This window comes from Streptomyces sp. GQ60 (genome assembly GCF_059758875.1).
Genome location: NZ_JCAXEG010000038.1, coordinates 1 through 19471, shown reverse-complemented (window position 1 = coordinate 19471; position 19471 = coordinate 1). Strand labels below are relative to the sequence as shown.

At 71.5% G+C, this 19471-nt stretch carries 17 protein-coding genes and 2 pseudogenes; 11 read left to right on the top strand and 8 right to left on the bottom strand.

Translation table 11 applies throughout. The features are described from left to right. Window positions 1–64: 64 nt before the first annotated feature. The 4 genes from AC6CKD_RS37300 to AC6CKD_RS37285 form a co-directional block, all read right to left on the bottom strand. Window positions 65–1180, bottom strand: a complete 1116-nt coding sequence (locus AC6CKD_RS37300; protein WP_498333782.1) for an ABC transporter permease — start codon at window positions 1178–1180, stop codon at window positions 65–67. A gap of 155 nt (window positions 1181–1335) precedes the next feature. Next, window positions 1336–2076, bottom strand: a complete 741-nt coding sequence (locus tag AC6CKD_RS37295) for an ABC transporter ATP-binding protein (protein ID WP_498333777.1) — start codon at window positions 2074–2076, stop codon at window positions 1336–1338. Continuing rightward, on the bottom strand, window positions 2073–3317 hold the full coding sequence (locus AC6CKD_RS37290; RefSeq protein WP_498333772.1) for a peptidoglycan-binding protein: 1245 nt from the start codon (window positions 3315–3317) through the stop codon (window positions 2073–2075). The genes AC6CKD_RS37295 and AC6CKD_RS37290 overlap by 4 nt, the downstream gene beginning before the upstream one ends. After that, complete coding sequence (locus AC6CKD_RS37285; RefSeq protein ID WP_498333769.1) at window positions 3314–3847, bottom strand: hypothetical protein; 534 nt, start codon at window positions 3845–3847, stop codon at window positions 3314–3316. Before AC6CKD_RS37285 ends, AC6CKD_RS37290 begins: the two co-directional genes overlap by 4 nt. Window positions 3848–3937: 90 nt before the next feature. Between AC6CKD_RS37285 and AC6CKD_RS37280 the strand changes: the two genes are divergently transcribed. From AC6CKD_RS37280 to AC6CKD_RS37270, 3 genes are read left to right on the top strand one after another with little or no spacing between them, the layout of a single operon-like run. Beyond that, window positions 3938–4603: a response regulator transcription factor gene (locus AC6CKD_RS37280; RefSeq protein ID WP_250742641.1), complete on the top strand. Its 666-nt coding sequence runs from the start codon at window positions 3938–3940 to the stop codon at window positions 4601–4603. Continuing rightward, window positions 4600–5853, top strand: a complete 1254-nt coding sequence (locus AC6CKD_RS37275; protein ID WP_498333766.1) for a sensor histidine kinase — start codon at window positions 4600–4602, stop codon at window positions 5851–5853. Before AC6CKD_RS37280 ends, AC6CKD_RS37275 begins: the two co-directional genes overlap by 4 nt. A gap of 42 nt (window positions 5854–5895) precedes the next feature. After that, window positions 5896–6786, top strand: coding sequence for a L,D-transpeptidase family protein (locus AC6CKD_RS37270; RefSeq protein WP_498333763.1), 891 nt, complete (start codon window positions 5896–5898; stop codon window positions 6784–6786). 90 nt (window positions 6787–6876) lie between these two features. Here AC6CKD_RS37270 and AC6CKD_RS37265 read toward each other — a convergent pair whose 3' ends face one another. Further along, complete coding sequence (locus AC6CKD_RS37265; protein WP_498333761.1) at window positions 6877–7563, bottom strand: transmembrane-type terpene cyclase; 687 nt, start codon at window positions 7561–7563, stop codon at window positions 6877–6879. A 10-nt stretch (window positions 7564–7573) separates the two neighbouring features. After that, a pseudogene (locus AC6CKD_RS37260) lies at window positions 7574–7819 on the bottom strand (hypothetical protein); the annotation flags it as partial. Window positions 7820–7971: 152 nt separating this feature from the next. On the opposite strand from AC6CKD_RS37260, the gene AC6CKD_RS37255 reads away from it, so the two are divergent. The 8 genes and pseudogenes from AC6CKD_RS37255 (at window position 7972) to AC6CKD_RS37220 (ending at window position 18074) form a co-directional block, all read left to right on the top strand. Continuing rightward, window positions 7972–8919 carry an LLM class F420-dependent oxidoreductase gene (locus tag AC6CKD_RS37255; RefSeq protein ID WP_498333758.1) on the top strand — a complete coding sequence of 316 codons (948 nt, stop codon included), beginning with the start codon at window positions 7972–7974 and terminating at the stop codon, window positions 8917–8919. Window positions 8920–9022: 103 nt separating this feature from the next. Next, window positions 9023–9817: an SDR family NAD(P)-dependent oxidoreductase gene (locus AC6CKD_RS37250; RefSeq protein WP_498333756.1), complete on the top strand. Its 795-nt coding sequence runs from the start codon at window positions 9023–9025 to the stop codon at window positions 9815–9817. A 127-nt stretch (window positions 9818–9944) separates the two neighbouring features. After that, entirely contained in the window at window positions 9945–11066 is a 1122-nt protein-coding gene (locus AC6CKD_RS37245) for an LLM class flavin-dependent oxidoreductase (protein ID WP_498333754.1), read from the top strand. Between the two features lie 346 nt (window positions 11067–11412). After that, a pseudogene (locus tag AC6CKD_RS37240) lies at window positions 11413–13200 on the top strand (N-acyl-D-amino-acid deacylase family protein); the annotation flags it as partial. Continuing rightward, complete coding sequence (locus AC6CKD_RS37235; protein ID WP_498333753.1) at window positions 13197–14702, top strand: aldehyde dehydrogenase family protein; 1506 nt, start codon at window positions 13197–13199, stop codon at window positions 14700–14702. The pseudogene AC6CKD_RS37240 and the gene AC6CKD_RS37235, both read left to right, overlap by 4 nt. 252 nt (window positions 14703–14954) lie before the next feature. Continuing rightward, window positions 14955–16505: an APC family permease gene (locus tag AC6CKD_RS37230; RefSeq protein WP_498333751.1), complete on the top strand. Its 1551-nt coding sequence runs from the start codon at window positions 14955–14957 to the stop codon at window positions 16503–16505. Between the two features lie 302 nt (window positions 16506–16807). Continuing rightward, a complete protein-coding gene (locus AC6CKD_RS37225; protein WP_388507389.1) occupies window positions 16808–17104 on the top strand; it encodes a hypothetical protein in 297 nt (98 codons plus the stop codon). Between the two features lie 181 nt (window positions 17105–17285). Next, window positions 17286–18074 carry a bestrophin-like domain gene (locus AC6CKD_RS37220; protein ID WP_498333749.1) on the top strand — a complete coding sequence of 263 codons (789 nt, stop codon included), beginning with the start codon at window positions 17286–17288 and terminating at the stop codon, window positions 18072–18074. An 87-nt stretch (window positions 18075–18161) separates the two neighbouring features. On the opposite strand, the gene AC6CKD_RS37215 is transcribed toward AC6CKD_RS37220, so the two are convergent. Both AC6CKD_RS37215 and AC6CKD_RS37210 read right to left on the bottom strand, forming a co-directional pair. Next, window positions 18162–18560, bottom strand: coding sequence for a VOC family protein (locus AC6CKD_RS37215; RefSeq protein WP_498333747.1), 399 nt, complete (start codon window positions 18558–18560; stop codon window positions 18162–18164). 149 nt (window positions 18561–18709) lie between these two features. Next, a complete protein-coding gene (locus AC6CKD_RS37210; protein ID WP_498333745.1) occupies window positions 18710–19348 on the bottom strand; it encodes a LysE family translocator in 639 nt (212 codons plus the stop codon). Between the last annotated feature and the right edge of the window lie 123 nt (window positions 19349–19471).

Genomic DNA, 19471 nt, shown 5'->3' with positions numbered 1-19471 from the left:
GAAGGCGGCGGCGGAGAGGTCCAGCACCGGGCTGTCGGCACCCCACCCCACCCCACCCCACCCCCTACCCCGCCTGCAGCGCCAGCGTTGGTGACAGCCGCGCCGCGCGGACCGCCGGGTAGAGGCCTGCCACCGTGCCGATGGCCAGGGTTGCTGCGAAGCCGCCTGTGACGGCCCAGAGGGGGACGACCCAGGGGAGGTCGCCGGCTCGGGCGTACACCGCCGTGGCCGCGCCGCCCAGGACGATGCCTGCCAGGCCGCCCAGGCCCGACAGGAGCAGGGACTCCGTGACGAACTGGATGCGGATCTGGCCCTTGGTGGCGCCCAGGGAGCGGCGCAGGCCTATCTCGTGGCGGCGTTCCAGTACCGAGATGATCATGGTGTTGGCCACCCCGACACCGCCCACCAGCAGGGCGATGCCGCCCAGGCCGAGGAGGAGGGTGCTGAAGGCGCCCTCGGTGGCGGCCTTCGCCTGGAGAGCCGCCGACGGGTCCGTGACCGAGACCGTGCTCGGGCTCTCGGGGTTGGCCGTCTTGGCGATGAGGTCCCGGACCTCCCGGACCCGGTCGTCGGCGGAGCGCTCGTAGACGGACGTGGGATGGCCGTCGAAGCCCAGGAGGCTCTGGGCGACTTCCCAGCCGATCAGTGCCGAGCGTTCGATCTCCGGCGCGAGGGGGATCGGGTCGAGGATGCCGATGACGGTGAAGTACTGCCCGCCGATGAAGACCTGTCCCCCCGGCCCCGTGATGCCCAGGCGTTCGGCGGTGACGTGCCCGAGGACCACGGACGGGTAGCGGCCCGTCGCGTCGTTGAGCCAACTGCCGCTGCGCATCCGGGCCCGGAGCGTCGTCAGGAGGTCGCCCTGCGCCGCCTTGAGGGCGATGCCGTTCGTCTCCTCCTTCGGGATGTTCTCGCTGCGGCGGACGGACTCCTTCACGTCGCCCGTCGAACCGACCGATTCGACCCCGTCGATCCGGGCGATCATGCCGGGGGCGTCCTTCGGCAGCTTGGTGTCCTGTCCCGAGAACATCGACGGGCCTGGCGTCGCGACCATCATGTTCGTGCCGAGCTTGTCGAGTTCCTGGAGCAGCTTGGCCTGGCTCGACGAGGAGATGCCGACGACCGCGATCATCGTCGCGATGCCGATCGCGATGCCGAGCGCGGACAGGAACACGCGCATCGGCCGAGAGCGCAGCCCCGCCGATCCCACGTGGAACACGTCCCGCGGGCCGAGGCGCGGCGGTGACAGCTTGCGGGACTTCGTAGGGGACTTCGTAGGGGACTTCGTAGGGGACTTCGTATGGAACCTCGTAGGGGACTTCGTACGGGCACCCATTACGCGCCCACCCCCAGCGCGTCCGCGTTCCACACGTCCGCCACGATCTCGCCGTCGCGGATGCGGACCTGCCGGGGCAGGCTCGCCGCGATCTCGTTGTCGTGGGTGATCACGGCGATGGTGGCCCCGTCCTCGTTGAGCTCGTGCAGCAGTTCCATCACCGACTCGCCGGACGCCGTGTCCAGGGCGCCCGTCGGCTCGTCGGCGAGCAGCAGGTCCGGTTCGCCCGCCACCGCGCGGGCGATCGCCACGCGCTGCTTCTGGCCGCCGGACAGCTCGTGCGGCCGGTGGTCCATGCGGTCGCCGAGGCCGACGCGCTCCAGGGCGCGTTCCGCCCGCCGTCCGCGTTCGGCGTGGGAGAGGCCGGAGTAGAGGAGGCCCTCGGCGACGTTGGCCCGGGCGCTGATGCCCGGTACCAGGTGGAAGGACTGGAACACGAAGCCGACGTGGCGGGAGCGCAGGGCCGACAGGGAGCGGTCGGAGAGGGTCGCGATGTCGTACCCGGCGATGGCGACGCGGCCGGCGGTCGGCCGGTCGAGGGTTCCGACGATGTGCAGGAGCGTGGACTTTCCGGAGCCCGACGGTCCCACGATGGCGAGGAGTTCGCCGTTCAGGACGGTGAGGTCGACTCCGCGCAGGGCCGCGACCCCGCCGGGGTACTCCTTGGTGACTCCGGTCAGTTCGACGACCGCGTGGGCGTGTTTGTCCATGACGTGTTCGTCCATGACGTGTTCGTTCATGACGCGGGCACCCCTACGGGCATGCCCTCCTTGAGGGCGTCCCCCGTCACCTCCACCCGGCCCTGGCCGAACATGCCGAGCTCGACCTTGACCTCGCGGACCGTGCCGTCCTCGACGACCTGGACTCCGAAGCCGCCGTGGGCGAGGGCGAGGAGCGAGTTGACCGGTACGGAGAGGACTCCCTTGCGGACTTCGCCCGTCAGGTTCACCGAGACCGGGGACTGGTCGGGGCCCGTGGCCTCGGCGGGGTTGTCGAGGGCGATCTCGACGTCGACCTTCGGCTTCTTGTCCCCGCCGGCGCCCCCGCCCCCGCCCGCGCCGCCCGAGGAGGGGTCGTCGCCGTTGGCGGTGGTGCCGATCGAGCTGATCTTTCCCTTGGCGGTGCCCCCGCCGGGCAGGCTCACGGTCACCGGCTCCCCGGCCTTGACCTTGCCCGCCTTGGCCACGTCGAGCTGCAGGCGGACCATCCGCTCGGTGCCGGTCAGGGTCATGACGGGCTTGCCCGCGGCCGCCTCGTCGCCGACCGCCATGTCGTTCTTCTGGATCCGCTGGGGTCCGGAGGCGAAGGCGATGTCGTCCTTGCCGACCTCGCCGGTCTCCTTCGCCTTGTGGGACTTCTGCCAGCGCTTGACGGCGGTGGCCGTCCCGGCGGTGAAATTGCCGTCCGAGGCGTCCAGGCCGGTGCCGAAGCCGAGGGCCTGGAGGTTCTGCTTCAGCTGCTTGACGTCCTCGCCCTTGTCCCCGGACTTCAGCGACCGGTACACGGGGGTGGTTCCGTACATCAGGCGGACCGGCTTGCCGTTGACCTCGTAGAGCTTGCCGTCGCGCTCGACGGAGGAGCCGGCGGGGGCCACCCAGGTCAGGGTCGCGGACCCGGACCCGGACCCGGACCCGGACCCGGACCCGGACCCGGACCCGGACCCGGACCCGGACCCGGACCCGGACCCGGACCCGGAGCCGGAGCCCGCCCCGTCCGCGCCCACCGCGTTGAGCTTGCGCTCCTTCGCGAAGCCGAGCGTCCCGTCGACCTTGAACCCGGAGCTGAGGTCGCCGCGGGTGACCGGCGAGGTGGCCCCGGGCAGCCCGTCCGCCCGGTCCTGCTTCGAGCCGCCGCCGCTGCTGCCGCTGCTGCCGCCGCCGGGGCCGGCCGTCCCGGCCTGGGCGACGACCGCGTACCCGCCGCCCGTGACGGCGAGTACGACGGCCAGCGAGCCCAGGAGCCACTTCCCGCGCTTCCTCACTGGTCCGCGCCGCACTTGTTCAGCTGGGCCATGAAGGCGTCCTTGTCGGCGCCCTCGGGTATGGAGAATCCGGTCCGCGCGTTCCCGTTGAACTCCGGGTCGGGCATGTCGAAGCCGTTGTCCCGCATGCACTTGGCCTGCTTGAGCGCCTTGTCCTTCTCCGCCTGCGGGACCTCGCCGCCGGAGCCGGGGCCCTTCATCCCGCACTTGTCCATGGCCTTCTTCAGGACCTCCTGGTCCATGCCCGCGCCCAGCGTCATCCCGCGCGGGTCCTCGCCGGGCTTCGGGTCGGGCATGTCGACGCCGTTCTCGCGCAGGCACTTGCGCATCTTGAGGGCGTTGTCGGCGTCCGCACCGCTGCCGCCACCGCCACCGCTGCCGCCCGTGCCGCTCGAATTCGAGGAGTCCTTCTTCTCGTCCTTCTTCCCGTCCGAGCCGTCCGAGCCGCCGGCGCCGCCCGTGCAGGCGGTGACGAAGAGGGTGAGGCCGGTGAGGAGCGCGGCCGTGGTCATGGTCGTGGATCGCTTCATGGCCCCGAGACTGCGCGAACAGCGGGTTTCGCTTCTCTAACGGCTCGTGCTTACAACGGCGAAATGTCGCTCTCCGGTAAAGAGGACGCCATGCGAGTTCTGGTGGTGGAGGACGAGGAGTTCCTGCGGGAGATGATCGCCGAGGGGCTGCGCGGCGACGCGCTGGCCGTCGACGAGGCGAGCGACGGCCTGGAGGCCCTGCGCCGCCTGCGGCTGGGCGCCTACGACGTCCTCGTCCTCGACCGAGACCTGCCCGGCCTGCACGGCGACGAGGTCTGCCGCCAGGTGGTGCGCGAGCGGCTGCTGACCCGCGTCCTGATGCTGACGGCTTCGGGGACCGTACGGGACCGGGTGGAGGGCCTCGGCCTCGGCGCGGACGACTACCTCACCAAGCCCTTCGCCTACGACGAGCTGCTCGCCCGGGTCCTGGCGCTGGGGCGGCGCGCCCAGCCGGCCCTGCCGCCGGTACTGGAGCGGGCGGGGGTCGCCGTGGACGTGGCGCGGCGCACCGCCACCCGCGAGGGGCGCAGGCTGGCGCTCTCCCGCAAGGAGTTCGCCGTACTGGAGTCGCTGCTGCGCGCCGAGGGTGCGGTCCTCAGCAGCGACGACCTGATCGAGCAGGTGTGGGAGGAGGACACCTCGTACAGCACCAACGCGGTACGGGTGACCCTGAGCAAGCTGCGCGCCAAGCTGGGGGAGCCGCCCCTGATCGAGACCGTCCCGGGTGCCGGGTACCGGATCGGTGATCCACGATGAGAGCAGTGCTCCATTCCGAGCGCGCCCGTCTCACCGTCCTCTACGGCTCCCTGCTGCTCCTCGCGGGCGGCGGCCTCATCGCACTGATCAACATCCTGCTCCGCAACGGCCTCTACAGCCGCATCAGCGGCGCCGTCACCACCACGACCAGCATCGTCCCGGCCATCCGGGGCACCCTGCCGCCCGCGGTCCCGGGCCAGCGCGTGCCGGTCCCCGCCGAGAAGCTCGACTCCGGCGCCACCCCCTCCCCCGAACAGCTCGAACAGTGGCGGGCCACCCGCAACCTGACCTCGGCCGTCGAGCAGGCCACCCTCCACGAGCTGCTCGTCGTCTCGCTCCTGGCCCTCGCGGTCTTCGCCGTGCTGTCCATCTGGCTCGCCTGGTGGATGGCCGGCCGCGTCCTGCGCCCCGTCGGCGTCATCACCGAGACGGCCCGGCGCCTGTCCGGCGCCAACCTCCACGAGCGGATCGGCCTCCGGGCCCCGCCCGGCGAACTCAAGCGGCTGGCGGACACCTTCGACGGGATGCTCGACCGGATGGAGGACCTGGTCGGAGCCCAGCGCCGGTTCGCCGCGAACGCCGCCCACGAGCTGCGCACCCCGCTCGCCGTCCAGCGGGCGGCCGCCGAGATCGGGCTGGCGGGGGACCCGCCGCCGGAGAAGGTGGCCCGGATCCGGTCCAAGCTCATCGAGGTCGCGGACTCCAGTCAGCACCTCGTCGAGTCGCTGCTCCTGCTCGCCGTCTCGGAGGAGGGCCTGGAGGCGGTGGAGCCGGTGGACCTGGCGGTCCTCGCGGAGGCGGAGCTGTCGGGCATCGAGGGGACGGCCCCTCAGGACCTGGACGTCGTACGGGATCTCGCGCCGCTGACCGTCGCGGGCGACCGGACCCTTCTGGGCCACCTCGTACGGAACCTGCTGGCCAATGCCGTACGCCACAACCGCGCGGGCGGCCGCCTGGAGGTGGCGACCTCCCCGGAGGGGGTGCTGACGGTCTCCAACACCGGCCCGGTGATCGAGCCGGGGGAGGTGCCGGGGCTGCTGGAACCCTTCCGGCGGCGGGCGGAGCGGCAGCATACGGCGGGTGAGGGCGCCGGGTTGGGCCTCTCGATCGTCGCCTCGATCGCGCGGGCGCACGGCGCGGAACTGACGGCGCGGGCCAACCCGGCGCCGGGCGGCGGGTTGATGGTCCGGGTCTGGTTCCCGGCCGCGACACCCGCGGAGCGACCCGCCGGGGAAACGCCGGGCGCTTGACCGGTCAACAAAAATGAAGATCGGCTGTGTACGGTCGGTCCAATGAGCAAGCACGCCCGAGCCGGCTCCCGCCCGCCCCGTCCGTCCCGCACCCCCGGTGCGTCCCGCCCGACCCGGCGCTCCGGCGGCGGCGGTGCGCGGCGAGCCGACGGTGGTTCCCGGGGTTTCCGGGGTGTCCGCGGCTCGCGCCCGCTCGCCTTCGCGGCCGCCCTGGGACTGCTCGGCTTCGGCGCGGGCTGGGTGTACCTGGCCCACGACCCGCCGGCCAACGCCTCCGTCCCGGCCGTCGCCGACGCCCGGCCGCCGTCCGAGCAGCGGGCCGCGCGCGCCGCCGAGCGCGACCCCTTCCAGGGCCTGCCCGAGGTCAGCGAGCGGACCCGGGCGAAGATCCCCGCGGACGCCCGCCAGCTCATCCTGGTCACCGGCAAGGCCAAGGACTCCTCGGAGTCCACCGCGGCCCTGTACACCCGCCCGGCGGCCGGTGCCGACTGGCTGAAGAGCGACAGCTGGCCCGCGCGCAACGGAGCCAAGGGCTGGTCCACGGAGCGCACGTACGGGGACCTGACCTCCCCCGAGGGCGTGTTCGCGCTCACGGACGCGGGCGGGCTGCTGGCGAAGCCGCCGGGCACGAAGTTCCCGTACGACCAGGACGGCTCCTTCGTGGCGACCGGCCGCGGGGTCAACGGGGAGTCGCTGCGCGGTTCCTTCGACTACGTCGTCGCCATCGACTTCAACCGCAAGACGGGTGTGAGTCCGCTCGACCCGACGAAGCCGGAGGGCGAGGGGAAGGGCGGCAACATCTGGCTCCACGTGGACCACGACGGCCCCTCGCAGGGGTGCGTGGGCATCCCGAAGGCGGCGATGCGGAAGGTCCTGGAGACCCTGGACCCGGCGGCGAAGCCGGTCATCGTGATGGGACCGCAGGGCTTCTGAGCGCCCGCCGGGCCGCCGGGCCACCTGCACCGGCGGTCCGCCGGCTCAGGCCCTCCGGTCCGCAGGCTCAGGGCCGCCGGCCCGCCCGGCTCAGGCCGCGGCGCCCGTGGCGGCCGCGGCCGCGGTGCCGTCCGGCGCCGGTCCGCCGGCCCCGGACCCGGCCGCCTTCCGGCCCGCCGAGTTCCGGGCCAGCAGGGCGACGTACGCGAGGTCGAAGACGGCGCAGAGCAGCCCCAGGCCGAGGATGAACGGGGCGTCCTCGATGACACCGAAGAGGACGGTCGGCGCGAGCGTGCCGATCCATTTGGCGACCGCGATGACGAGGGACTGTCCGAGCGGGCCGCGCCGGCTCGCGTAGAAGGCGATGAACAGTCCGGACATCAGCAGGTTCTGCAGGAACGCCGAGTACCGGCTCGCGTCGTGCGCGCCGAAGTGGGCGAGGAAGAGCCACTGCACGGTGAAGGCGCTCGCGAAGAGGAGCACGGTCCAGACGGCGAACAGCGGCCGGGTCACGAAGCCGGGCAACTCGGCCCGCCCGTAGCGCAGATACGTGTACACGATGACGATGTCGGCGACCGCCCACACCACGTTGACGATGCCCTGGGCGGAGACTCCCACGGTGAACTCGCGTACGGCGTAGGTCGATTCCCACGCGAAGTTCAGCGCGAGCGCCGCGACCGGCATTGCGTACGTCCGGTCCCGCAGGCCCACCCGGATCGCCTCGACGTACACGACGGTCCACGCCACCCCGCTGACCAGGGTCAGAAACAGATCCACGCGCGGCACCCTAGCGGGCGGCTTGGACCTGGCACATCCCCCCGGAGGTCATGTCGTCAGATCCGGACGATCCGGATGGCTTCCCGCACAACACGGTCAGGTCCTCGGGGTCCGAGGTCGGCAGGGTGACGGGGCCGGGCTGGTCGAGGGCGGTCACCGCGACGATGGCGTCCAGTGCGTACGTGTGCCCGTGCAGCCCGGCAGCGGCGAGCAGCCTGCTCGCATGCCGCACGACGGCTTCGCCCGGCGGGACGACGTCCCTCAGGTTATTCGGCGCGAGGTACCGCCGCGGGGTCCGCTCGCCGCCCCGGGCTTCGTCCACCCCCTTGCCTGACGACCCGTCAGCTACGACGATGGCCCGGCACCGGTATGACGAATCGGCAGTCGAGGACGAGGCGGGTACGGCTCATGGCGCGCGTGTTTCCGGAAGGTCGGCTGGTCTACGGGATGCAGCTCCCGATCCAGTCGCAGAGCACCATCTACGCAGAGCCCTGGGAGGCCACGGCCGGCGCGGCCGATCTCGCCGCTGTCGCCCGGGCGGCCGACCGGGCCGGCTTCGGCTACGTCGCCACCTGCGACCACGTGGCCATACCGCGGCACATGGCCGGCCCCATGAGCACCATCTGGTACGACCCGGTGGCCACGCTCTCCTTCCTGGCCGGGATCACCGAGAACGTGCGGCTGCTGAGCCACGTCGCGATCCTCGGCCTGCGCCACCCGCTGCTCAGCGCCAAGCAGTACGCCACCGTCGACCACCTCTCGGGCGGCCGGCTGATCCTCGGCGTCGGCGCCGGGCACGTGAAGGAGGAGTTCGAGGTGCTCGGCGTGGACTTCGCGCGCCGCGGGGCCGTCCTCGACGAGACCCTCGACGCGCTGCGCGCCGCCCTCGGCCCCGAGGAGTACCCCGAGTTCGAGGGCGACCTGTTCTCCTTCAAGGACCTCGGGCAGCTGCCCCGCCCCGTCCAGCCCCGGATCCCCGTCTGGGTGGGCGGCTCCTCGCCCGCTGCGGTCCGCCGGGCCGCCGTGCGCGGCGACGGCTGGCTCCCGCAGGGCGACCCGCTCGACAAGCTCCCGGCGCAGATCGCCCGGATCAAGGAGCTCCGCGCCGAGGCCGGGGTCACCGGCCCCGTGGAGTTCGGCGCGATCACCGCGCCGCTGTACGTCGGCGAACCCGGCTGGGACACCGGCCGGCGGACCCTCACCGGCAAGGCGGAGGCGATCGCCGAGTCGCTGCGCGCGTACAAGGTGATCGGCATCGACCAGATCCAGGTCCGCTTCCGCAATCGCGACCGCGCCGAACTCATCGATCAGATCACGGCTTTCGGCTCCGAAGTGGGCCCCCTCCTCAACGACTAGCGGCAGAGCCGGCTGCTGGGCGGGCGACAAGTCCGGCGACAGCGACGGCGACAGGGCCGGCGGCAGGGCCGGCGACAGCGACGAGACACTCGGGAGCGCACTCATGGGCAAGCCAGGCAAGCTGGACGGACGCGTCGTCATCATCACGGGTGCCGCGCGCGGCCAGGGAGAGCAGGAGGCCCGGCTGTTCGCCGCGGAGGGCGCCAAGGTGCTCCTGGGCGACGTGCTGGACGAGCAGGGCGCGGCGGTCGCCAAGGAGATCGGCGAGGACCGGGCCCGGTACGTACGGATGGACGTGAGCCGGGAGGAGGACTGGGCGGGCGCCATCGCGGCGGCGAAGGAGGCCTTCGGCCCGGTGAACGGCCTGGTCAACAACGCGGGCATCCTGCGCTTCAACGAGCTGACCGCGACCCCGCTGGAGGAGTTCCAACAGGTGGTGCAGGTCAACCAGGTCGGCGCCTTCCTCGGCATCAAGTCGGTGGCCCCGGAGATCGAGGCGGCCGGCGGCGGCACGATCGTCAACACCTCCTCGTACACCGGCCTGACGGGCATGGCGTACGTGGGTACGTACGCGGCGACCAAGGCCGCGATCCTCGGCCTGACCCGGGTGGCCGCGCTGGAGCTGGCCGCGAAGAACATCCGGGTCAACGCGATGTGCCCGGGGGCCGTGGACACCCCCATGGCCAACCCGGGGCTGCTGGACCCGGCGAACATGACCGACGAGGCCCGGGACGCCATGGCGGAGCTCTACAAGCGCGTGGTGCCGATGGGCCGGGTGGGGCAGCCCGAGGAGATAGCCAAGCTGGCCCTGTTTCTGACCAGCGAGGACTCCTCGTACATCACCGGCCAGCCGTTCGTGATCGACGGCGGCTGGATGGCGGGCGTCAGCATCCTCTAGCGCCCCTCCGGCGCCCCTGCGGCGAGATCTGATGGAGCGTCAGGTATTGACGCTCCCGCCCCCGCGATGGAACAGTCGTGACATCGAATCTGACGCAACGTCAGAAACAGAAGGACGGTGAATCCCCTTGGAATTCGGGCTCTTTGTGCAGGGATACGTGCCTGAGGCGCGGTCCAAGGTCGACCCCGAGGCAGAGCACAAGGCGCTGATCGAGGAGACCGAGTACGTCATCCAGGCGGACAAGTCCGGGTTCAAGTACGCCTGGGCCTCCGAGCACCACTTCCTGGAGGAGTACTCGCACCTTTCGGCGAACGAGGTGTTCCTCGGGTACCTCGCTCACGCCACCGAGCGCATCCACCTCGGCTCCGGCATCTTCAACCCGCTCGCCCCGGTCAACCACCCGGTCAAGGTGGCCGAGAAGGTCACCATGCTCGACCACCTCTCCAAGGGGCGCTTCGAGTTCGGCACCGGCCGCGGCGCCGGCAGCCACGAGATCCTCGGCTTCCTGCCCGGCATCGAGAGCATGGACGGGACCAAGGAGATCTGGGAGGAGACCATCGCCGAGTTCCCCAAGATGTTCCTCCAGGAGGAGTACGAGGGGTTCCAGGGCAAGCACTGGTCGCTGCCGCCGCGCAAGATCTTCCCCAAGCCGTACGGCAAGGCCCACCCGGCCATGTGGTACGCCGCCGGCTCCCCCTCCTCGTACGCCATGGCGGCCAAGAAGGGCCTCGGAGTCCTCGGCTTCAGCGTCCAGAAGGTCTCCGACATGGAGTGGGTGCTGGACCAGTACAAGACCGCGATCCGGGAGGCGAAGGCCATCGGCGCCTTCGTCAACGACAACGTCATGGTCACCTCGACCGCGATCTGCGCCGAGACCCACGACAAGGCGATCGAGATCGCCGTCAACGCCAACATGAACCGCTTCCAGTCGCTGGTCTTCCGCTACCACGACACCTTCCCGCGCCCCGAGATGATCCCCGAGTGGCCCGAGATCCTCCCCGAGTACAACGCGGAGATCATCGAGCTGCTGATCGCCGAGGAACTGCTCATCTGCGGCGACCCCTCCGAGGTCCGCGCGCAGTGCAAGCGCTGGGAGCAGGCCGGCGCCGACCAGCTCTCCTTCGGTCTGCCGACCGGCGTCTCGCCCGAGGACACGATGACCACCATCAAGCTCATCGGCGAGCACGTCATCCCGCACATCGACACCGACCCGGTGCACCGCACCACGCGCTTCCGCGAAGGCGCGTAGCCCGCGGGAGAACGGGGGCGGCGTCTTCCCGGACCGCCGCCCCGCAACCGGCCCCGGCCGGAGGTCGTACGGAGGCCGCGGCCGGCCGAAGACCTCCGACCGGGGCCCTCGGCGGCCCGGAACGCGCGGCGCCGTCGCCGGGGGGCCGGCCCCCCGGACCCCCGCTCCTCAAACGCCGGAGGGGCTGGTTGCCTCCGGCGGCGCCTCAAACGCCGGCGGGGCTGGATGTGGCCCGCGTAGGCGTCTCTGTGCGCGCAGCGCACCGTGTTGCCCCGCAGGGTGCGCGGAGGGCCGACGCCAGCCAAAATCCAGCCCCGCCGGCGTTTGAGGCGCGGGGTCCGGGGCGGAGCCCCGGGAGACGGCGCGCAACGCGAACACCGGCAGAGAGGACGTCATGCTCGACCATCTGATCAAGGGCGCCACCGTCGTGGACGGCACCGGCGCACCCGCCCGCGTGGCCGACGTAGGGATACGCGACGGCCGCATCGCCGTCATCGCCGAGCCCGGCACCGTGACCGAAGAGGCCGCCACCACCGAGGACGCCACCGGCCTCGTCCTCACCCCCGGGTTCATCGACCCCCACACGCACTACGACGCCCAGCTCTTCTGGGACCCGTACGCGACCCCCTCCATGAACCACGGAGTGACCACCGTCGCGGGCGGCAACTGCGGATTCACGCTGGCCCCCCTCAACCCCGCCCGTCCCGAGGACGCCGACTACACCCGCCGCATGATGAGCAAGGTCGAGGGCATGGCTCTGGCCGCACTCGAAGAGGGCGTCGACTGGACCTGGTCCACCTTCGGCGAGTACCTCGACGCGCTCGACGGCCGCATCGCCGTCAACGCCGGCTTCATGGTCGGCCACTGCGCACTGCGCCGGCACGTCATGGGCGAGGACGCCGTCGGCGGCCGGCCCACCGAAGAGCAGATGCGGGCGATGCTCGACCTGTTCCACGACGCCATGAACGCCGGCGCCTGGGGCCTGTCGACCACCCAGTCCTCCACCCACTCCGACGGCTCCGGAGCCCCCGTGGCCTCCCGGCACGCGGGGCCCGAAGAGCTCCTCGCGCTCTCCCGCGCGGTCTCCGAACACGAGGGCACCCAGCTCGAAGCGATCGTCGCGGGCTGCCTCGACCAGTTCGCCGACGAGGAGATCGACCTCTTCGTCGAGATGAGCGCCGCCGCCGGACGGCCCCTGAACTGGAACGTGCTCACCATCGACGCCTCCGTCCCCGAGCGCGTGCCGCGCCAGCTCATCCCCAGCGAGCGCGCCCGCAAGGCCGGCGGCCGGATCGTCGCGCTGACGATGCCGATCCTGACCCCCATGAACATGTCGCTCGGCACCTTCTGCGCCCTCAACCTCATCCCCGGCTGGGGCGAGGTCCTGGGCCTGCCCGTCCCCGAGCGCATCGCGAAGCTGCGCGACGCCGACGTGCGCGCCGAGATGCTGCGCCGCGCCGACAGCAAGGAGGCCGGGGTCTTCCGGCGCCTGGCCAACTTCGGGCGCTACGTCATCGGCGACACCTACAGCGAGGCGAACGAGGGCCTGTCGGGCCGCGTCGTCAACGACATCGCGGCCGAGCGCGGCCAGGACGCCTTCCACTGCCTGGTGGAGATCTGCGCCAACGACGACCTGCGTACGGTGCTCTGGCCCATGCCGACCGACAACGACCCGGCGAGCTGGGCCCTGCGCGCCGAGACCTGGCAGCACGAGGACGTCATGCTCGGCGGCTCCGACGCCGGCGCCCACCTGGACCGCATGTGCGGGGCCCCGTACACGACCCGGTTCCTCGGGGACTGCCTGCGCGGCCGCAAGCTGGTGCCGCTGGAGCAGGCGGTACAGATGCTCACCGACGACCCGGCCCAGCTGTTCGGGCTGCGCGAGCGCGGCCGGATCACCGAGGGCTTCCACGCGGACCTGGTGCTCTTCGACCCCGAGCGGATCGAGGCCGGACCCGCCACGCTCGTGCACGATCTGCCCGGGGACAGCCCCCGGCTGGACGCGCGGGCGATCGGCATGGTGTCCGTACGCGTCAACGGCGTGGAGACCATCCGCGACGACCAGGTCACGGGGGCGATCCCGGGGATCGTCCTCCGTTCGGGCCGTGACACGAGGACGGTGAGCACCCGATGAGTGCGCAGGAGAACCCCCGGTACGACCCGCAGAAGCTCTACATCGGCGGCGAGTGGGTCGAGCCGGCCGGCGGGCACTACGAGGTGGTCAACCCGGCCGACGAATCCGTCGTGGGCCTGGCCCCCGAGGCCTCGCGCGGCCAGGTCGAGGACGCGGCGCGCGCCGCGGCCGCGGCCTTCGAGGGCTGGTCCCGGACGAGGCCGGAGGAGCGGGCCGCGATCCTGGACCGGGCCGCGGACATCATCCAGCGGGAGTACGAGCCCTGGGCGGCCCTCGCCCGGGCCGAGACGGGCGCCCCGACCGGGATCGCACGCGGCATGCAGGTCGGGGTGGGCGTGGCCCGCTTCCGCCGGTACGCGAAGGGCGCGCTGGAACCGGTCGAGCGCGGGCTGCCGCCGCAGGTCACCGAGGCGGGCCCGATGGGCGCGGCGAGCATCCTCGGCGCGCTGGAGGTGCGCCAGCCGGTCGGGGTCGTCACCTGCATCACCTCGTACAACAACCCGTGGGCCAACCCGGCGGGCAAGGTGGCCCCGGCGCTGGCCATGGGCAACACGGTGGTCGTGAAGCCGGCCCCGCAGGACCCGCTGTCGGTGTTCCGGATGGCCGAGGCCCTGCACGAGGCCGGGGTCCCGGCGGGCGTGGTGAACGTGGTCTCCGGCACCTCGGTGGAGGTCGGCGAGGCGGCCGTGGACTCCCCGGACGTGGACATGGTGTCCTTCACCGGCTCCACGGGCGTCGGGCAGCGCATCGCCGAGGTCTGCGGCCGCACGATGAAGCGGCAGCTGATGGAGCTGGGCGGCAAGGGCGCGGCGATCGTCCTCGCGGACGCCGACCTGGACGCGGCGGTGATGGGGATCGGCACCACCTTCTCCTTCTACTCCGGGCAGATCTGCACGGCTCCGACCCGGGTGATCGTCCACCGGTCGGTGTACGAGCAGCTGGTGGAGAAGCTCCAGGGCTACCTGGCCTTCATGAAGGTCGGTGATCCGGCGGTGCGCGGCACCGTGGTGGGCCCGGTCATCTCGGCGGCGCACCGGGACCGGGTGGAGTCGTACGTGGAGCTGGGCAGGAAGGAGGGCGCCCGGATCGCCTTCGGCGGCGAGCGCCCGGTGGTGGGTGAGGGTGCCGCGTCGGGCAAGGGCTTCTACGTGGCCCCGACGCTGCTCGTCGACTGCACGAACGACATGCGCGTGGTCCGGGAGGAGATCTTCGGGCCGGTCGTCGTGGTGGTCCCCTTCGATGGAGCCGCCGGCGATGACGACGAGGCGGTGGCGCTGGCCAACGACAGCGATTTCGGCCTGATCAGCTACGTGTGGTCCGCGGACGCGGCGCGCGCCTTCCGGGTGGCGCGGCGGCTGCGGGCGGGCGGGGTCGGCGTGAACACCATCGGGCGGAACATGGAGGCGCCGTTCGGCGGCTTCAAACGGTCCGGGGTGGGGCGGGACGTGGGCTCGTACGCACTGCACGCGTACAGCGAGGTGCAGTCGATCGTGTGGGCGTGACCAGAAATCGTGTGGGCGTGACCAAAAATTGACCTGGAAAGTTTGAAACCGCCCAAAACGGACAGTGCTGCGGTTTCCGCATGGCGAAACAAAAGGTCCGGGCCTGTCGAAACAATGATCGGCGGGCCCGGGAGCCTTCTATTACATCCTCGTGAAGTCTGTCGATCTCAGGATTCCAAGGCCTTTGGGTGCGTGGCGGACTGGACTTTGGTCCTCCGGATGTGGAAAACGCAGCATCTAACGTCCTTACCCATGACACAGACGGATGTTCGGCCCCCGGCCGGAGACACGGTAGACGGAGCCGCCGAGGGCGTGCGCGGCAAGGGGCTCGGAGGTAACTCCGTCGGTCTCATCGGCAACGCGGTCATCGGAGTCTCCACGGTCGCCCCGGTCTACTGCCTGACGGCGACCCTGGGCCCCACGGTCAGCGAAGTCGGCGTCCAGATGCCGGCCATCTTCCTGGCCGGATTCATTCCGATGCTGCTCGTGGCCTTCGCCTACCGCGCCCTGAACAAGGCGATCCCCGACTGCGGCACCTCCTTCACCTGGACGGTCAAGGCCTTCGGCCCCCGCGTCGGCTGGATGTGCGGCTGGGGCCTCCTCGTCGCCACCGTCGTGGTGCTCTCCAACCTCGCCGGCGTGGCCACCAACTACTTCTACCTCCTGCTGGGCAGGGTGAGCGGCAGCGAGGAACTCGCCGCACTGGACGGCAACAAGGCCGTCCACATCGCCACCACCCTGGCCTTCATCGCGATCGCGACCGCCATCAGCTACCGCGGCATCACCGCCACCAAGTGGGTCCAGTACGTCCTGGTCGGGCTGCAGCTCACGGTGCTGGCGATCTTCGCCTTCATGGCCATCAGCAAGGCCGACGAGGTCGCGGGCTCCCTGGACTTCGCCTGGTCCTGGATGAACCCCTTCGCCGTCGACTCCCTCGCCGCCTTCACGGCCGGCCTCTCCCTGTCGATCTTCATCTACTGGGGCTGGGACGCCTGCCTGTCGGTCAACGAGGAGAGCGTCGGCAGCGCCAAGACGCCCGGCCGCGCCGCGATGCTCGCCATGGTCGTCATCGTCGCCTCCTACATGGTCGTCGCCATCGCCTCGCAGATGTACTCCGGCGTCGGCACCGAGGGCAACGGCCTCGGCAACGAGGAGACCGCGGACAACGTCTTCGCGACCCTGGCCGAGCCGATCATGGGCTCGGGCCTCGACGTCCTGCTCTTCCTGGCCGTCGTCGCCTCCGCCGCAGCGAGCCTGCAGACCACCTTCATCCCGGTGGCGCGCACCGTCCTGTCGATGAGCACCTACGAAGCGCTGCCGTCCTCCTTCGCCAAGGTCCACCCCCGCTTCAAGACCCCGGGCCGCGCCACCGTCGCGGCGGGCATCGCCACCGGCGCCTTCTACTCGGTGATGACCGTGATCAGCGAGAACGTACTGATCGACACGATCTACGCCCTCGGCCTGATGATCTGCTTCTACTACTCGATCACGGCGTTCGCCTGCGTCTGGTTCTTCCGATCCGAACTGCGCTCCTCGGTGCGCACCCTGTTCGTCAAGGGCGTCTTCCCGGCCGTCGGCGGCCTGATGCTCGCCGCCGTCTTCTTCCAGACGCTGTTCGACATGTGGGACCCGGCCTACGGCTCCGGCTCCTCGCTCTTCGGCATCGGCAGCGTCTTCATCATCGGCGTCGGCCTGCTGCTCCTGGGCGTGGTCGTCATGCTGATCACCGAACGCCGCAGCCCGGCCTTCTTCCGCGGCGAGGTCCTCACGAAGTCCACCCCGGCCCTGGTGATCCAGGACTGACCTGCCCCCACCCCCACCCCCGCCCCCTCTCGCTGTGTCATGCCCGCCCGTGGCCCCGGATCGATCCGCTGATCCGGGGCCACGGGCATGGTCGGGCGGGGGTGTACCGCTCGTCGGCGAGCTTGGTGACGGGTTTCGGGTTTCGGGTTGCCGGTTGCCGGTTGCCGGTTGGTGTCTACCGGTTGCCGCTTGCCGTGCCGCGCTCCGCTCGCCGCTCCCCGCTTGCCGCCCGCCCGCTCCCCGATACGGGAGACGCGCCCCCCGGGCGGTGACCCGGGGGCGGGCGGGTCGTTCTGGTCGGTATGAACGCCATCAAGCGCAGCCTCGCCGCCCTCGTCCTGTCCGGGGGAGCGGCCCTCGCCCTCTGCCCCGCCGTCGCGCACGCCGCCGACGAGCCCGCCATCCAGGGGCCCCCGATCACCCAGCGCGTCGGCGAGATCGTCGACCACCCCGGGGGCGCCGTCAAGGACGCGAAGACGGCGGTGGAGATCACCGCAGGGGCCGCCGGCTCCGCGTCGAAGGCGACCGACGCCTCCCTCGGCGGAGCCGGCACCGCACTGTCCGCCGGGCTGCCGAAGCCGCCGAAGGTGCGTGCCTGAGGTTCGGCCGAAGTCCGCGTGCGGGGTCCGGGCTCTTCGTCCGGGGTCGAAGCCGCCGGACGGGCTCGGCACCGCCCGGTCCGGGCCCGCCCCGCCCGGCCACGCCCCGCCCCGCCGCATGGGGGTGGGGCGCGCTGATTTCTGGGCGGGCCCTCCCGACGGGGTGGTCGTTGGGCAGGGCATGATCCTCTGGTTGCTCAACCACCTCAGCACATTCGTCCTCGGAGTCCTCCTCGTCGGCGGCTTCGTCGCCCTCGCCATCGGCGGCAGCCTGGCCGCGCGCCGCCGCTTCCCGCACCTCGCGGGCGGCGATCACAACGAGATGGTCGGGGTGGCCCTCGGGATGTTCGGCGCGATCTACGGCATCATCCTCGCCTTCGTCGTCGTCACCCTGTGGACGCAACTGGAGAACACCCAGACCATCGTCGCGACCGAGGCCACCGACCTGGCCCTGGTCGTCCGCAGCGCGGAGGTCTTCCCGTCGGCCGAACGCGCCCGCGTGGACCGGGCGGTGGGGGAGTACGTCCACGCCGTCGTCGAGATCCAGTGGCCCCTCATGCGCGAGGGCCGGCCCAGCTACGCGGCCACCGCCGGCCAGACGCACGCCCTGTACACGGCGCTCCAGGCCTACGAGCCCGCCGGCCCCCGGAGCGAGACCTTCTACGGGGAGGCCGTCGGCCGCCTCAACGACGTCGCCGCGCAGCGCCGGGCGCGCGTGACGATGGCCGAGACCTCGCTGCCGCCGCTGCTCCAAGTGCTGGTGTACGGGGGCGCGTTCGTGATCCTCCCGCTCACCTTCCTCTTCGGGCTGCGGAGCCTGAAGATGCAGTTGCTGTTCGTCTCGGCGGTGGCGGGGCTGATCGGCTTCAGCCTGCTGCTGGTGCTGGCCCTCGACCGCCCCTTCGCCGGTGAACTGAGCGTGAGTCCCGCACCGTTCAAGGAGGGGGCGCTGGCGCAGTTCTGGGACTAGGCGGCCGCGCCGACCGGAGGTTGATCGGCGGTGGCGGGTGCGTCCGAGCCGTCCGGCGCACCGGGTTCGCGAAGCAGCCGCTGCCGCTCAGCCCCAGGTGCGGGAGGACAGTACGAGCTGGTAGCCGTCGGGGTCGGTGACGGTGACCCCGTAGGTGTCCCAGTACGGGTTGTGGGCGGGCGTACGGGTCCCGCCGTGCTCGACGAGCCGGGCCACGAGGGCCTCGTCGGGCTCCTGGCCCAGGTAGACGACGAAGAGGTCATCGGCGGTCGGGGAGGGAGCAACCGGGTTCTCGGGGTCGTGGGTCAGCTCGAAGTGCCAGCCGCCCCCGAGAGGTCCGACCATCAGCAGGTCGTGCTCCCCGGAGACCCGCTCGGTGGAGCGCCACTGCACGTCGAGCCCCAGCCCTCCCACGTAGAACCGCTCGGCGGCGGCGAGATCGAGGGAGGGGCGGGCGATCCGGATGTGCGCGCGTGAGTCGATCATGGGGGAGAGGGTACGGGCGCCTTGGGCGAGGGCCCGGGCCCTTGGGACCACGAGGTTCTCCACGTCACGGACATCGGTGTGGCTGGGGCGCAGCCAGGCCTCGTGGACCGCGTCCTCGGCCTCGGCGATCGCACTGGCTCGGACCCGGGTCAGTCCTTGCGCCCGGTCGCGGCGACGGTCACACCCAGGCCGATCATCGCGAGCCCGCCGGCCCCGCCTACGGCGGAGAGCCGTTGTGGAGACCGCGAGAACCAGCTGCGGGCGGTCGCGGCGACCATGCCCCAGGTGCTGTCGCAGACCACGGCGATGACGTTGAACACGAGCCCGAGCAGCAGCATCTGGGCGGTGACGTGCCCCTGATCGCGGTCGACGAACTGCGGCAGGACGGCGGCGAAGAACACGATGGTCTTCGGATTGGCCACCCCGACGGCGAACCCTTCCCACAGAGACCGCCAGTTCCCGTACTCGGGTGCGTCCGCCCCGAACTCCGCACGGAGCGAATGCCGCTGCCGGAAGGCCTTGACCCCCAGGTAGACGAGGTACGCGGCCCCCACGAGCTTGAGCGCGGTGAACACGAGCAAGGACCGCTCCACCACGGACCCCACACCGAGGGCCACCGCGACGACGAGTACGTATGCCCCCAGCGTGTTCCCCGCCACCGTGATCAGCGCGGCCCGCCACCCCTGGGACAGTGCCCGCCCGATGACGAAGAGCACGCTCGGCCCGGGGATGAGGATCAACAGCAACGACATCGCGGCGAACGCCAGCAGTCGGTCAGTGGACACCATGCGGCTCATCGTTGCCGAGGGGGGAGGGGGAGGGGAAGCGGTTTTCGGGTGGGTGGGGGGTGGGTGGGGGGTTGTGGGTTGTGCTGCGGGTTGGTCGGTGGCTGCGTGGGGTTCCGGGGGGCG